Here is a 14,842-nt window from a genome sequence, read left to right as displayed (position 1 = left end):
CCACAAACGGAGTGAATAGCTCACGCCATCACTGCGGGAAAACGTCTGCGGGCGCAGCAAATGCAGCGCCCCTACGTAAGACCCATTTGATGACGAGTGGCTAGAATAAAATCACACAGTAAGGCGCGAGGTTTTACCGCGTTTTTACTTGGCCATACCCACGGTCACCTGTACTTTTTCCGAGTTTTACGGCCTTTGCCACATTTTCTATGCTCTGTTTAATGTCCGCTTAAGCTAATAGCGGTACACTATATAGTGCTCTAGGGCCTCACCGCCGTGTGTGGCCTATTTTTACCGGTGAGCACGGCTATAACAGCACGGTAGCCTATAGAAAGTCAGCCCAGGCACCCCAGGATAAAGAATGGATGTATTAAGAGAGATTGTTCACGCACTGTGGACGCAAGACTTTACTGCACTTGCCGATCCCAGCGTGATTTGGGTGGTTTATGCCGTCCTTTTTACCACCTTGTTTTTGGAAAACGGTTTGTTGCCCGCTTCCTTCCTGCCCGGAGATAGCTTACTGCTGTTGGCCGGTGCCTTGATCGCCAAAGGCGTGATGAACTTTATCCCCACGCTGATTATTCTGACGGTCGCCGCCAGCCTTGGCTGTTGGCTCAGCTATCTGCAAGGGCGATGGCTTGGCCATACCTCGGTGGTGAAAGGCTGGTTGCTACAGCTACCGGCGCAATACCACCAGCGCGCGCACATGCTGTTTAACCGCCACGGCCTGGTCGCTTTGCTGATTGGCCGTTTCCTGGCATTTGTACGCACCCTGTTGCCTACCATGGCCGGTATCTCGGGCCTCAATAGCGCCCGTTTTCAAATCTTTAACTGGCTCAGCGGCTTGCTGTGGGTAGGCTCGGTAGTCACGCTGGGCTATGCCTTTAGCCAAATCCCGCTTGTGAAACGCCACGAAGATCAGGTGATGGCTGGGCTGATGATCCTGCCGATGGTGCTGTTGGTCGTTGGACTGCTGGGCGTGATGCTGGTCGTTTGGCGTAAAAAACGCGCCTCCTGATTTGGGTGGCGGTTTTACCCACCGCCACTGTAACCCATATCGTGATGCCTCTTATCCCTGTTTAAAAAGTTGGTCGCAGATAAAATCCACAAATACTCGAATCTTTGGTGATAGATGCCGACTGGAGGGCCAGAGCGCCCAAAAGCCCCCCTGATCCTTGGTGTAAGTATCTAACAACGTTTCAAGATCGCCCACGGCCAACGCCTCCTTGACTAAAAAATCAGGCATGTAAGCAATGCCATGCCCGTCAACGGTCGCCATCAGCATTGCCTCCATGTTATTCAACGTCAGGGATGAGTTTAGGCGCAACTGGGTTATTTCCGGAGCTGCCGTTAATGTCCAGTCCATGATTTTACCTGTCGTGACAAAACGGTAACGAAGGCAATCATGCAACTCCAGATCGAGCAACTTCTCAGGTCGTCCTTTACGTTTCAGATAACCAGGGGCGGCACAAAGAACAAAACGGAAAGGCCCAAGCCTACGCGACATCAGCCGCGAATCCACAAGATCACCGCTCCGTATCACCACATCAAACCCATCATCGATGAGATCAACGAGTTGATCGTTGAAATCCAACTCTAACTCAACTTCTGGGTAGGCTTTGCGAAAGTCAGGCATCATTGGTAACAGAAAGCGGTACCCGATGGTGGGTAAACTGACCCGCAAACGACCTCGGGGCGCTTGAATCGAATGCGACAGCATGGCCTCAGCGTCCTGCAAGTCATCAAGGATTTTCCGGCATCGTTGGTAGAACATTTCCCCTTCAACAGTGAGACTAACCTTGCGGGTACTACGCTGAAACAAGCGAACGTTCAGAGACCCTTCAAGCCTCGCAACATTCTTTCCTACCGCCGTTGCGGAAATGCCTATGGCACGTGCGGCAGAGACAAAGCTCAACGATTCTGCGGTTTTCACGAACGAGAGGATGCTGGTGAGACTCTCCATAGGATTAAGACCTTTTTGTTCATTATAAGTGGAGTTTTAACCCATTTATTCAACATTGCGACCTCTATAGATTTAGTTTCCCAGATTGCTACAAAAATGAGGGATTACGCAATGGGTAACAATTCCGATCACTCCCTACAAAAAGGTCGTTACTACGTTCTCGGTGCTACTTGCCTAGCCGCCTTGGTATTACCGCTGAGTTTCACCGGGGGTGCCGTCGCCACCCCAACCATCAGCAAGGTTTTCAACGCCGGCCCACCTGCCCAAGCCTGGGTAACCAACGCGTTCATGTTGAGTTTCGGTAGCCTACTCATGGCCGCCGGAACGCTTTCGGACATTTACGGCCGTAAACGCTTATTCACCTTGGGCCTTATGCTATTCGTCATCGTCAGCTTACTTCTGGCCAGTGCCACCAGCATTGTCTGGCTGGATATATTGCGGGCAATTCAGGGGATAGCCGCCGCAGCAGCACTCGCTAGCGGTTCGGCCGCTCTGGCGCAAGAGTTCGAAGGGCATGACAGAACCCGAGCCTTTAGCCTGCTGGGAACGACCTTCGGCCTCGGCCTGGCATTTGGCCCAATGATTGCTGGTGCGCTGATTGAACAGTTCGGCTGGCGCTCGATCTTCATTACCACCGCAATACTCGCCGCAACAGCGCTGATCGCCGCCGTTTCACAGATGCACGAAAGCAAGAATCCGCAGTCTCAAAAGCTGGATCTTCCCGGTTTGGCGAGTTTTTCAGCGATGCTCGTGCTTTTCACTACCGGGATCATCCTCGCCCCACAAGCTGGGTGGGATTCATCGTTGATCGTGGGCATACTTATCAGCGCGCTGACTTGCCTGATAGCGTTCGTGGTTATTGAGCTACGCTCAAAGGAGCCGATGCTCGAACTCAGCCTGCTCAGGCATCCACGTTTCATCGGTGTCCAGATACTTCCTTTAGGAACCTGCTATTGCTACATCGTTCTGATAGTGCTGCTGCCATTCAGGCTGACCGGCGTTGAAGGTATTTCTCCCATACAAAGCGGCCTGGTCATGCTGGCACTTTCGGCACCGATGCTGGTGGTGCCGTTACTGGCCGCTTGGTTAACCCGTTGGATCACTGCTGGAACCCTCTCTGGCGTCGGTTTTCTGCTAGCAGCCACAGGGCTGTACATGCTCAGCCAAGTGCCCGTCGGCGATCACCGGCAGTTGATCTTGGCCATGCTAATCATCGGTATCGGAACAGGTTTTCCCTGGGGGCTGATGGATGGACTAGCGGTAAGCGTGGTACCTAAAGAACAAGCGGGCATGGCGGCTGGAATTTTTAACACCACTCGTGTCGCTGGAGAAGGTATCGCACTTGCAATCTCCATTGCCATGCTCACTACTCTGGTCAACAGCAACCTCCTTCGCCTGCAACCGCAGAGTGATAATGGCGAATTGGTCCAACGTTTGGTCATGGGGAATATGAGCCTCTCTCAAAACCTAGACCCTGCGCTGGTACTTGCCGTATACCAGAAGGGTTTTAGTACCCTAATGTTGATACTCACGCTCTTTACTATTATCTCAGCTGGCGCCGCGTTCTTCTTGCTGAGCCGAAAGGCGCGGCTATAGCGCCATCCTCACAGGCAGGTGGCTGACCAGCGCATCCACCGCCAGCCGCACTTTCAAGGGTAAATGCGGCGTCAGCGGCCAGACGGCATGCACTTCAAAGTCTTTCCCCGGGACTTCCCCCAACACCTGCTGCAATCGGCCTTCCAACAAGTCTTCACAGATTAGCCAGCATGGCAGCCAGGCAATGCCAAACCCGGCCACTGCCGCATCGGCAATCGCCTGCAAATCGTCCATCAACAAGCGGGATTTCGGCATCACTTCTCGCGTTGTGCCGTCTGCCAGCGGGATCAACCAGCTACGGATCATCGCGGCATGGCGATAAGCGATGGCATCGTGCTGGAACAGCTCCTCAACGCTGCTCGGCATACCACAGAGAGCCAGATATTCCGGCGAGGCGCACAGAGTCATACGGTTATCCCCTATCCTTCTTGCCACCAGCCCGGCGCTGTCCGGCAATGGACCGTTACGCACCGCCAGATCGAATCCTTCCTCAACCAAATCCACCACCCGATCGCTGAATGACAGATCGAGTTCCAATCCTGGATGCTCACGTGCCAACGCGGTAAGCACCGGCGCGATACACTGGCGGCCAATCAGCACCGGCACCGAGACACGCAACCGGCCACTGACCTGGCGTTTACCGCTTTCCAACAAGTTCTCTGCGACGCGGATCTCCTCCAACGCCCGTAAACAACGCTCATAGAACAGTGCGCCATCGTCAGTCAGGCTCAAACTGCGGGTAGTGCGGTGAAACAGGCGCACGCCCAACCGTTGTTCCAGCCGGGCGATAGTTTTGCCCACCGCCGAACGGGAAAGATGCAGCTTGTTGGCCGCCAGCGCAAAGCTGCCCGCCTCCACCACGCTGACCAATACCGAGATGCCGCTTAATCGGTCGCTCATTTTTTGTAGCCTTTTAGGAAACAATCTTGATAAATATTATCGCCACTGGTGACTTTAAATCAACGCTATTATCTCTGGATATCTTCAACCCATCAGGAGCACCACATGGCCGATACCATGCAACGTTGGACAATGAACGCCGTAGGGCGTGAGCATCTGCAATTAACCGAGAGCGCCATTCCACAGCCGGGCCCTCATCAGGTACGGGTGAAAGTGAACGCTGTGGCGCTGAACTACCGCGATAAGATGGTGATAGAAGGCACTATGCCGTTGGATCTGCCGCTGCCGTTTACCCCTGTCTCGGATATGGCTGGGGTGGTAGACGCGGTGGGAAGCGACAGCACGCGTTTTCGCCCTGGCGATCGGGTGATCTCTACCTTTAGCCCAGACTGGATCGACGGAAAACCTGACGGTGATGCCCGCACCCCGCCTTATCGTACGGCAGGCGGTACTTATCAGGGAATGCTGGCAGAATACGTAGTGGTCGATGAAACCTGGCTGAGCGAGTCACCTACCACTTTGGACGATGCCCAAGCCAGTACCCTGCCCTGCGCCGGACTGACGGCCTGGTTCGCCTTGGTAGAACGCGGCCATTTGCGTGCCGGGGAATCGGTATTAGTGCAAGGCACCGGTGGCGTTGCCTTGTTCGCGCTACAGATTGCCAAAGCCCACGGAGCAGAGGTCTTTATCACTTCCGGCAGCGAAGAGAAGCTACTACGAGCCAAGGCGTTAGGGGCCGATCACGGCATTCACCGCCTGCAAGGGGATTGGGTGGAGTCGATCTATCAACTGACGCAGGATCGCGGTATCGATCATATTGTCGAAACCGTGGGTGGCAGCAATCTGATCAACTCCCTGCGCGCAGTGGCGATCCACGGGCGTATTTCCGTGATCGGCATGTTGGAAAGCGCGGAAATCGCCATCCCCGCAGGCCTGTTGTTGCTGAAGTCGCCACAGATCCAGGGGATTGCCGTCGGCCATCGCCGCGCATTGGAAGATCTGGTACGCGCCGTCGACGCCAACGACATCAAACCTGTCATCGACCAGCGTTACCGTTTCGACCAGTTACCCGCAGCGCTCGATCACATCGATCGCGGCCCATTCGGCAAAATTGTACTGACGCGTTAACCCTGCATGATGGCGCTATTGTCCCGCAGCCGGGCGATTTCATCGCTCGGCGTAATGCCAAACAGTCGCTTAAACTCGCGGCTGAACTGCGAAGCGCTCTCGTAGCCCACGCGGATCGCCGCCGTGCTGGCCTTCAGGCCGTCATGCACCATCAGCAAACGCGCCTTGTGCAGGCGATACGACTTCACATACTGCAGCGGCGAGGTGTTGGTCACCGCCTTGAAGTTATGGTGAAACGCCGACACGCTCATGTTCACTTCGTACGCCAACTGTTCGACGTTGAGGTTCTCGGCATACTGATTCTCAATCCGCCGTAACGCCTTGGCGATCTGGCTGAAATGGGTATGCCGGTTAACCAGTTCCTGCAACGAAGCACCGCAACTGCCACGCAGCACGTAATAAAGCAGCTCACGCACGATCTGTGGCCCCAGCACCCGAGCATCCAGCGGTTTCTCCATCACGTCCAACAGGCGTTCGGTGGCGCACAACATTTCATCGCTAAGCACTGAGAGGTTAACGCCGCAACTTTCCCCCCTGGGTTGCATCAGATAATCGTCATCACCGATATCGATCAGCAAATCCTGTAGCATCTGGGTGTCGATATTGACCGCCAGCCCCACCAGCGGCTGTTCCGGGCTGGCAAAGGTTTCACACTCAAACGGCAGCGATACCGTCATCAGCAGGTAGTTGCGCGGATCGTACTGAAACACCTTGCTGCCACAGTAGCCCACCTTGTGGCCCTGAAAGATGATGACAATGCCTGGCTCATACATCACCGGCTGACGCGGGTAATATTCGTCGGAATACAGCACCTTCACCATCGGTACGGGCGTTGGGCTATAGCCTTTGGCAGCGGCAAAGCGCATCGCCTGGCGCGCCATACGGCTACGTAGTTCAACGTTGTCCATCAGCAAGCCCCTCTAGTCGCCTGAATAATTCGACACGGATAATAACCATAAAGATGCGTTTTCTACAGTGTAGTGTAGAAATAGGCAAGACACCGGCAGGAATGTGCATTGTGCGATCGGGCCAGGTTACCGACAATAGACTCCAGTTATTTTGCGCCGTTGGCGCTTCCTTTATAGCCATACCCTATGGATTTCAAGCTGCAGCTAGGCGACAAGCTATCTCAGCCCCAGGAGCTTACTTTTAGTAAGTGACTGGGGTGAGATAGTGCAGGTAACAACGCTGCAGCTTGAAAGACGACGGGTATACAAAAGAGAATACGAGAATGCAAAATTTCATCCTCCACACCCCAACCAAAATCCTGTTCGGTAAAGGCCAGATTGCCGAATTAGGCAAACAAATCCCGGCAGATGCCCACATCCTGATCACCTACGGCGGTGGCAGCGTGAAGAACAACGGCGTGCTGGATCAGGTCTATACCGCACTGGCTGGCCGCAACGTGCAGGAGTTCTCCGGTATCGAGCCTAACCCGACCTATGAAACGCTGATGAAAGCGGTGGAAGTCGTGCGGGCAGAAAAGATCGACTTCCTGCTGGCGGTCGGCGGCGGCTCAGTGGTTGATGGCACCAAATTTATCGCGGCAGCGGCCGACTACCAGGCCGATCGCGATCCTTGGCATATCCTGAAAACCGTGGGCAGCGAGATCGTCAGAGCGATACCGATGGGCTGTGTGCTGACCTTGCCAGCGACCGGCTCCGAGTCCAACAGCGGCGCGGTGATCACCCGTAAAAGCAGCGGCGACAAACAGCACTTCTTCTCTCCGCTGGTGCAGCCTCTGTTCGCCGTGCTCGATCCGGTGGTGACCTATTCACTGCCACCGCGCCAAATCGCCAACGGCGTAGTGGATGCCTTTGTCCACACCATTGAGCAATACCTGACTTACCCGGTCGATGCCAAGGTGCAGGATCGCTTTGCCGAAGGCCTGCTGTTAACGCTGCTGGAGGATGGCCCACGTGCGCTGGCCGAACCGGAAAACTATGCGGTACGTGCCAACGTGATGTGGAGTGCCACCATGGCGCTGAACGGCCTGATCGGTGCCGGTGTGCCGCAGGACTGGGCAACGCATATGCTCGGCCATGAGCTGACCGCCATGCACGGCCTGGATCATGCGCAAACCCTGGCCGTCGTCCTGCCTGCTTTGCTGGTAGAGAAAAAAGCCCAGAAACGCGAAAAACTGCTGCAGTACGCCGATCGCGTCTGGGGTCTGCGTGAGGGTTCCGAAGAAAGCCGTATCGACGGCGCGATTGCCGCCACCCGTGCCTTCTTTGAACAAATGGGCGTGCCAACCCGTCTGTCTGATTATCAACTCGACGGTAGCTCCATCCCTGCGCTGATCGACAAATTGCACCAGCACGGGATGACTGCATTGGGCGAACATCAGGATATTACGCTGGAAGTCAGCCAACGCATTTATCAAGCGGCACGTTAATTGCTAGCGCACGATTTCATCGCAACATCACAGTTTCCTGCTAGGCTTTAGTTTCTACTTACCGTGCCCGACCGATCAACGGGCACGGTTGTGCGCCTTATCCGCGCTTTCGATCGCATCGCATAACATCGTCTCGTTAACTCATGGGAGAATTTTATGGCGAATCAATCCAGCTCCACATCTGACAATAGCATTCGTGCCTGGGCCGCGCCCGGCAAGGGACAGCCGCTTGAACCTTTTACCTTCGACGCCGGTGCATTAGGCGACGATGAAATTGAAGTTGCTATCGATTACTGTGGCGTCTGCCACTCCGACCTCTCCATGCTCAATAATGAATGGGGCATGACCCACTACCCGTTCGTGCCCGGCCATGAGGTGGTGGGCAAAGTCACCAAGCTGGGGGCCCATGCGCAGAACAAAGGGCTGAAGATTGGCCAGGTGGTGGGCGTTGGTTGGAATCGCGGCAGCTGTATGCACTGCCACCCCTGTATGTCCGGGGATCAGCATCTGTGCAACGAGGTACAACCTACCATTATTGGTCGCCACGGCGGTTTTGCCGATCGCATCCGCAGCCACTGGGCCTGGGCGATCCCACTGCCGGAAGGCGTTGACGTGACCAGCGCCGGGCCGCTGTTCTGCGGCGGGATCACGGTGTTCAACCCACTTTTGCAATACGATGTCCGCCCAACACAGCGCGTTGGTGTGGTCGGTATCGGCGGCCTGGGCCACATGGCGATCCGCTTTATGCATGCCTGGGGCTGTGAAGTCACCGCCTTCACCTCGTCCAACAGCAAACGTGACGAAGCGCTTTCGCTGGGCGCACACCGCGTGGTAGCCAGCAATGACAGCGCAGCGTTGCAGGCCATCGCCAATCAGCTCGACTTTATTCTGGTCACCGCCAGCGCCTCTTTAGATTGGGACGCCTTTATCGGCACCTTGGCCCCGAAAGGCCGCCTGCACTTCGTTGGCGCGATCCCAGACCCGGTGCCGGTTCAGGTGTTCTCGTTTATCAGCAAACAGGCCGAGCTTTCCGCTTCACCTACCGGAGCCCCTTCACGCCTGGCCGATATGCTGGCGTTCTGCGCCCGGCACGGCATAGAGCCACAGGTGGAGCATTTCCCACTGAGCAAGGTCAACGATGCCATCGCGCATTTGGAAGCGGGCAAGGCCCGTTACCGTATCGTACTGGATATGCACGCTTGAGGTCGCAAACTCGGCAAGCGCTGAGGTGGCGAACTAAAATTCATGTAAGCAGGCCTTGGCCTGAAAGCAGTCATAAGGAGATAGCGCATGCAACCCATCATCAAACTCCACGATGGTAATCTGATGCCGCAGTTGGGTCTCGGCGTATGGCAAGCCAGCATTGAAGAAACCACGCAGGCCGTCACCAAAGCGCTGGAAGTCGGCTATCGCTCCATCGATACCGCCGCGATTTACAAAAACGAGGAAGGGGTGGGTGCCGCGCTGCAAGCCACCGCGATCCCACGTGAAGAGCTGTTTATCACCACCAAGCTGTGGAACGACGATCAGGGCGATCCGCAGGCGGCGCTGGAAACCAGCCTGAAAAAGCTGAAGCTGGATTACGTCGATCTCTACCTGATCCACTGGCCGAAACCGGCACAGGATCAGTATGTCGAAGCCTGGCGCGGCTTGATCAAACTGCGTGAGCAAGGGCTGGTGAAAAGCATCGGCGTCTGTAACTTCCACACGCCACATCTGCAGCGCCTGCTGGATGAAACCAGCGTCGCACCGGTGATCAACCAGATCGAACTGCACCCGCTGCTTCAACAGCGCCAACTGCGCGCCTGGAACGCGACTCATCACATCGCCACCGAATCCTGGAGCCCGTTGGCGCAAGGGGGTGAAGGCGTCTTCGATCAACCTCTGATCAAGAAGCTGGCGGAGAAGTACAACAAGACGCCAGCACAGATCGTCGTGCGCTGGCATCTGGACAGCGGCCTGATCGTGATCCCGAAATCGGTTACGCCAGCGCGCATTCGCGAAAACTTTGAGGTGTTTGATTTCAAACTGGACAAGGACGAACTGGGCGAAATCACCCAGCTGGATATCGGCAACCGCCTGGGGCCAGACCCGGATTCACTGTAAACTTGGCGGGGCCGCACTGTCGGCCCCGTTGCTTTATTGTTGGTAGCTTCTCGCGTTAATTGGCTTTTAACCCAAGATCTTATCGGTCGCTGGCGCTATGATATGGCGCAGCGATCCGATCACAGTAGCTTGGAGTTTCATGACCCTCTCTTTCTCATCTTTGCCACGCCTAACCATGGTGTTAATGCTGTTGGTGCTGGCGGGCTGTTCCAGTAAGCACCAGCGCACCAGCCACGATCCTCATGCCTATGACGATGAAATCGAAGACGCGGCCGACGAGTATGATGTCGATGAAAAACTGATCGCCGCCATTATTCAGGTAGAGTCTGGCTTTAACCCTAAAGCTGTCAGCCCTTCCAATGCGATCGGTCTGATGCAGCTCAAGGCGAATACCGCCGGTTGTGATGCCTACCGCTTTAAAGGCAAACGCGGCTGCCCGGATGATGACGATCTGTTGGATCCAGAAACCAATATCGATCTGGGGGCGGCCTATATCGGCGCGCTGCAACAGCAGCAACTGAAGTGGATTGACGATCCGGTGACCCGCCGCTATGCCACTGAAGTGGCCTATGCCAACGGCGCAGGAGCCTTGCTACGTACCTTCTCCAGCGATCGCAAAAAAGCCATCAGAATGATCAACAACCTCTCACCCGAGGCCTTTCACTGGCATGTGCGCCAGTACCATCCCTCACCGCAGGCACCGCGCTATATGCTGAAGGTCGAGGCGGCGTATAACAGTTTGTAGCCAGAATACTCAGGCTATCCCTGATAACCTACCGTGGAATTTCTGCAAATTTGACACGATGGAGCGGTAGACATGGGTTGAAAAATCGCCAGGTAAAGTTTTTGTTACCGCATCGATGGCTCTCGGAACGTTCTCCGCGAAATAATGCAGGATCTCCATCATTTGCTCTGCGGGGAAATTCACCTCCTTTGCTGTCGCCACAAAGTGACGGGGATAGATCTTGCCAATCTCGTTTTTCCTTCCCTTGCTGGCTTTCAGGCTCATTGCCAACTTAAGATCGCTCATATGTAAACCTTGCCCACCGAGCACGGGAAAGGCAGAAATAATGTCGTAGAAGGGAGTTAATCTAAAGCTACCGCCTGCCTGAATAAAAATGGAGAAATTTTTCGCATGCCCATCCGTTGCACCAAGCAGCCATTGAAAAACCTGAAATTTCATAAAGTCATATCGGTCTTTTAACGCGGTGCTGGAACCAAGCAAAAAATCCATGATCTTGGCAATTCCTGGCCCCCCGTCTGATTCATACTTCACTGATGAGGGCAGACCGAAAACTTGGCAGAGATCTTCTTGCGGCAAGCGAAGCAACTCGGTTCTGTTCTTCACCCAGCGACGATCAAACCGTTCAACTGCCAGAGCCCTGATGGTCTCAGTCCTGATGATCTCGGTATCAGGCACAGCAAATCCAAGTTCACGTGCTAATGCCAGACATAAATATTCATTATCAACACTCTCACGCAGATCCAGCGTGGCATTAGGCTGTTTTATTTCGCCTATCGGCAGCTTAATGATGTGGGTAGTTGGCGTCATTCCACTCGGGAGACACCAATCCTCATTAATCTTCAGCAGCGCCGTCTTTTCCTGGGCACCTGCAACCGATATTCTGAAATCGTCTTCTTCATTAATCATGCCAAGCGGAATATCTGATTGGTATGCGGTGAGTAACGTTTCCAGTCGGATTTTATCCAGTGGCTGCCATGTTAATGTCAGTTCGGTGACAGTTTTCCCTGGCGGAAGTAACGTCACAGCTCCCACACTATCTCTCCCTATCTCGGCAAGAAGATCAAAGGGTTGTGTCGATTTGGCGTGATACCTTTTAACAATTCGCTCCCGAACCTTTGGGTTGTCCGGCAACAGGTTATCAAAGTAGTTAATCACCGCATCAGATGTGATGTTGCCTACCTCTAAAGGCAGAGATAGAGAAAGAGGCCTAGCGCGCGGATTGCGCATCCAACTATCATCATATCTGAACGTATGCGCACCGGTTGTCTGCTTCGTCAACTCACCGACTAGTTCGTTGTTCATCCACGTAATAAGCGTTGCCATTACCAGTCAAGCTCCTGTTGATTTTCCTTATCACAGACGGCTGTCATATCATTTTTTTCGCATACAACCATAGACATTTCAAGTGATTGCAATATTTTAAACAGCGTAGTTAGCGTTGTTTTTTCGGGGTTGTTTTCGAAGTTGGAAATGGTTGCCTGCTTAATACCGATCCGACCGGCAAGATCGCTTTGCGTCCAATGGTTTCTCTGCCGCACTAGTTTTAGATAGTTTGCCAGTTGGGCCGGGCTATAAATTTTTGGTGGACTCATCACACTGACCTCCTAGGTATCCGCACTAAAGGATAATTATCAGTATATCCTCTGATGAGGATAAAGGAATAAATATCCTCACAAAGGGATAATGATAAGTATATCCCCACAAGGGGATAATCACGATTCTGGATCCAGCGGCTATTGAAAGTTTTTAAGTGATGTATAAAAAGCTATGCCCTCAGGGAGAGGGCTAGTACGAGGGAGCCACTTGGGCTCCCTGCTCTATCAGGCCTTACCGTTGCGGATAGGCTTGCGCGGTGGCTTGTTGGACGGTGTGCGCTGGCGGGTAATGTCCGTGTGCTTGGTCAACGCCGGGCGGGTATGCCGCTGTAGGCGCTTGGCCTCGCGCTGCTCGTCAATGCTCGGTGCTGGCACCAGGCATTCGCGACGGCCACCAATCAGGTGCTTCATCCCCATCTCCTCCAACGCCGTACGGATCAGCGGCCAGTTAAGCGGATCGTGATAGCGCAACAATGCCTTATGCAGGCGGCGCTGGCGATCGCCCTTCGGAATAAACACATCTTCGCTCTTATACCCCACCTTACCCAACGGGTTCTTGCCGCTGTAATACATGGTGGTGGAGTTCGCCATTGGCGACGGGTAGAAGTTCTGTACCTGATCGAGACGGAAACGGTTTTTCTTCAGCCACAGGGCCAGATTCACCATGTCTTCATCGCGGGTGCCCGGATGCGAGGAGATGAAATAAGGGATCAGGTACTGCTCTTTACCTGCCTGTTTGGAATACTGATCGAACAACTGCTTGAAGCGATCGTAGCTGCCCATCCCCGGCTTCATCATCTTGGACAATGGCCCGGTTTCGGTATGCTCTGGCGCGATCTTCAGATAGCCACCCACGTGATGGGTCGCCAGTTCCTTGATATAACGCGGATCTTCAACCGCCAGATCGTAACGCACCCCGGAGGCGATCAGGATCTTCTTGATCCCTTCCAGCTCACGGGCGCGGCGGTAAAGTTTGATGGTCGGCTCATGGTTGGTATCCATATAGGTACAGATTTCCGGATACACGCAGGAGGCACGGCGGCAGGTTTGCTCGGCACGCGGGTTGGTGCAGCGCAGCATATACATGTTGGCTGTTGGACCACCCAGATCGGAGATCACCCCAGTAAAACCTGGCACCTTATCGCGGATCTCTTCGATTTCACGCACGATCGAGTCTTCTGAACGGCTCTGGATGATGCGCCCTTCATGCTCAGTAATCGAACAGAATGAACAGCCGCCGTAGCAGCCGCGCATAATATTCACCGAGAAGCGGATCATATCGTAGGCTGGGATGCGATCTTCGCCATAGGATGGGTGCGGCACACGCTGGTAGGGCAGGGCAAACACGCTGTCCATTTCCGGCGTGGTGAGTGGGATCGCCGGTGGGTTGATCCACACGTAGCGGTCGCCATGTTTTTGCATCAAGGCGCGGGCGCAGCCAGGGTTGGTTTCATGGTGCAAGATGCGTGAAGTGTGGGCATACAGCACCTTGTCCGCCTTCACCTTCTCGAAGGAAGGCAGCAGCACGTAGGTTTTTTCCCACGGCTTGGGCTTGGCGGCACGCACGGTGACGGGCTTGGCCTCTGGCTCTGGCGTGCTGCCGTCGGCACAGGGCAAATCCTCACCGTAAGGATTAGGGATTGGCTCGATACGGCCTGGCTTGTCCAGGCGAGTGGAATCCACCCCGCTCCAGCCCGGCATGGCCCCTTTACGCATCACTGCGGTGTTACGGATATCGTGGATATCCTGAATTTTTTCACCTGCCGCCAGGCGATGCGCCAACTCCACCAGCGGGCGTTCGCCGTTGCCGTAGATCAGCATATCAGCCTTGGAATCCACCAGGACCGAGCGGCGTACGGTATCCGACCAGTAATCATAATGGGCAATGCGGCGCAGGCTGGCTTCGATACCGCCCAGGATGACGGGCACATCTTTATAGGCTTCTCTACAGCGTTGGCTATAGACCAGGGTGGCGCGATCCGGGCGTTTGCCACCCACGTTACCGGCGGTGTAGGCATCGTCATGACGCAGTTTACGATCGGCGGTGTAGCGGTTGATCATCGAATCCATATTGCCGGCGGTCACGCCGAAGAACAGGTTCGGTTTGCCCAAACGCATAAAGTCTTCTTTGTTGCTCCAGTCCGGCTGAGCAATGATCCCTACGCGGAAGCCCTGAGCCTCCAGCATGCGGCCCACAATCGCCATGCCAAAGCTTGGGTGATCGACGTAAGCGTCCCCGCTGATCACAATCACATCGCAGCTATCCCAGCCTAATTGGTCCATCTCCTCACGCGACATCGGTAAAAACGGCGCGGGGCCAAAACATTCGGCCCAATAAGGCTCGTAGGAGAACAATTCACGTTCGGGTTGGATCAGGCTGGTAGTGCTCATTCGGGTGCTCTTGTGCAGGTTAA

The 14,842-nt window shown here is 54.7% G+C and carries 13 protein-coding genes; 7 read left to right on the top strand and 6 right to left on the bottom strand.

Going from position 1 to position 14,842, the window contains the following annotated elements:
* The first annotated feature begins 361 nt into the window (after positions 1 to 361).
* Positions 362 to 1,018 (top strand): DedA family protein, encoded by a 657-nt coding sequence (locus tag ACMV5I_RS05935; RefSeq protein ID WP_021806837.1) that lies wholly within the window; start codon positions 362 to 364, stop codon positions 1,016 to 1,018.
* Between the two features lie 51 nt (positions 1,019 to 1,069).
* On the opposite strand, the gene ACMV5I_RS05930 is transcribed toward ACMV5I_RS05935, so the two are convergent.
* A complete protein-coding gene (locus tag ACMV5I_RS05930) occupies positions 1,070 to 1,963 on the bottom strand; it encodes a LysR family transcriptional regulator (RefSeq protein WP_202810105.1) in 894 nt (297 codons plus the stop codon).
* Between the two features lie 111 nt (positions 1,964 to 2,074).
* On the opposite strand from ACMV5I_RS05930, the gene ACMV5I_RS05925 reads away from it, so the two are divergent.
* Entirely contained in the window at positions 2,075 to 3,559 is a 1,485-nt protein-coding gene (locus ACMV5I_RS05925) for an MFS transporter (protein ID WP_414823868.1), read from the top strand.
* Here ACMV5I_RS05925 and ACMV5I_RS05920 read toward each other — a convergent pair.
* Complete coding sequence (locus ACMV5I_RS05920; protein ID WP_414823867.1) at positions 3,554 to 4,459, bottom strand: LysR substrate-binding domain-containing protein; 906 nt, start codon at positions 4,457 to 4,459, stop codon at positions 3,554 to 3,556. The genes ACMV5I_RS05925 and ACMV5I_RS05920 overlap by 6 nt on opposite strands.
* 105 nt (positions 4,460 to 4,564) lie before the next feature.
* On the opposite strand from ACMV5I_RS05920, the gene ACMV5I_RS05915 reads away from it, so the two are divergent.
* Complete coding sequence (locus tag ACMV5I_RS05915; protein ID WP_414823866.1) at positions 4,565 to 5,587, top strand: zinc-dependent alcohol dehydrogenase family protein; 1,023 nt, start codon at positions 4,565 to 4,567, stop codon at positions 5,585 to 5,587.
* Here ACMV5I_RS05915 and ACMV5I_RS05910 read toward each other — a convergent pair.
* On the bottom strand, positions 5,584 to 6,468 hold the full coding sequence (locus ACMV5I_RS05910) for an AraC family transcriptional regulator (RefSeq protein WP_235166928.1): 885 nt from the start codon (positions 6,466 to 6,468) through the stop codon (positions 5,584 to 5,586). The two genes, ACMV5I_RS05915 and ACMV5I_RS05910, sit on opposite strands and share 4 nt — an antisense overlap.
* Positions 6,469 to 6,818: 350 nt before the next feature.
* Between ACMV5I_RS05910 and yqhD the strand changes: the two genes are divergently transcribed.
* From yqhD to ACMV5I_RS05890, 4 genes are all read left to right on the top strand, one after another.
* The gene (yqhD, locus tag ACMV5I_RS05905) at positions 6,819 to 7,982 is read left to right on the top strand and encodes an alcohol dehydrogenase (protein WP_414823865.1); all 1,164 of its coding nucleotides are present in this window, start codon (positions 6,819 to 6,821) and stop codon (positions 7,980 to 7,982) included.
* Between the two features lie 156 nt (positions 7,983 to 8,138).
* Positions 8,139 to 9,185, top strand: coding sequence for an NADPH-dependent aldehyde reductase Ahr (gene ahr, locus ACMV5I_RS05900; RefSeq protein WP_261446131.1), 1,047 nt, complete (start codon positions 8,139 to 8,141; stop codon positions 9,183 to 9,185).
* An 87-nt stretch (positions 9,186 to 9,272) separates the two neighbouring features.
* The gene (gene dkgA, locus ACMV5I_RS05895; RefSeq protein ID WP_202673084.1) at positions 9,273 to 10,088 is read left to right on the top strand and encodes a 2,5-didehydrogluconate reductase DkgA; all 816 of its coding nucleotides are present in this window, start codon (positions 9,273 to 9,275) and stop codon (positions 10,086 to 10,088) included.
* A 139-nt stretch (positions 10,089 to 10,227) separates the two neighbouring features.
* Positions 10,228 to 10,833: a transglycosylase SLT domain-containing protein gene (locus ACMV5I_RS05890; protein WP_141133004.1), complete on the top strand. Its 606-nt coding sequence runs from the start codon at positions 10,228 to 10,230 to the stop codon at positions 10,831 to 10,833.
* 9 nt (positions 10,834 to 10,842) lie between these two features.
* Here the strand turns inward: ACMV5I_RS05890 and ACMV5I_RS05885 are convergent, their stop codons facing one another.
* The 3 genes from ACMV5I_RS05885 to ACMV5I_RS05875 all read right to left on the bottom strand — a co-directional run bounded on the left by ACMV5I_RS05885 (position 10,843) and on the right by ACMV5I_RS05875 (position 14,819).
* The gene (locus ACMV5I_RS05885) at positions 10,843 to 12,156 is read right to left on the bottom strand and encodes a type II toxin-antitoxin system HipA family toxin (protein ID WP_121607873.1); all 1,314 of its coding nucleotides are present in this window, start codon (positions 12,154 to 12,156) and stop codon (positions 10,843 to 10,845) included.
* On the bottom strand, positions 12,156 to 12,428 hold the full coding sequence (hipB, locus tag ACMV5I_RS05880; RefSeq protein ID WP_024529137.1) for a type II toxin-antitoxin system antitoxin HipB: 273 nt from the start codon (positions 12,426 to 12,428) through the stop codon (positions 12,156 to 12,158). Before hipB ends, ACMV5I_RS05885 begins: the two co-directional genes overlap by 1 nt.
* 225 nt (positions 12,429 to 12,653) lie before the next feature.
* A complete protein-coding gene (locus ACMV5I_RS05875) occupies positions 12,654 to 14,819 on the bottom strand; it encodes a YgiQ family radical SAM protein (RefSeq protein WP_046808019.1) in 2,166 nt (721 codons plus the stop codon).
* Positions 14,820 to 14,842 lie beyond the last annotated feature (23 nt).

Origin of the sequence: Serratia sp. T13T92 (genome assembly GCF_047530105.1) — a bacterium.
GTDB lineage: Bacteria > Pseudomonadota > Gammaproteobacteria > Enterobacterales > Enterobacteriaceae > Chania > Chania fonticola.
This window is presented reverse-complemented; position numbering and strand designations above follow the sequence as displayed.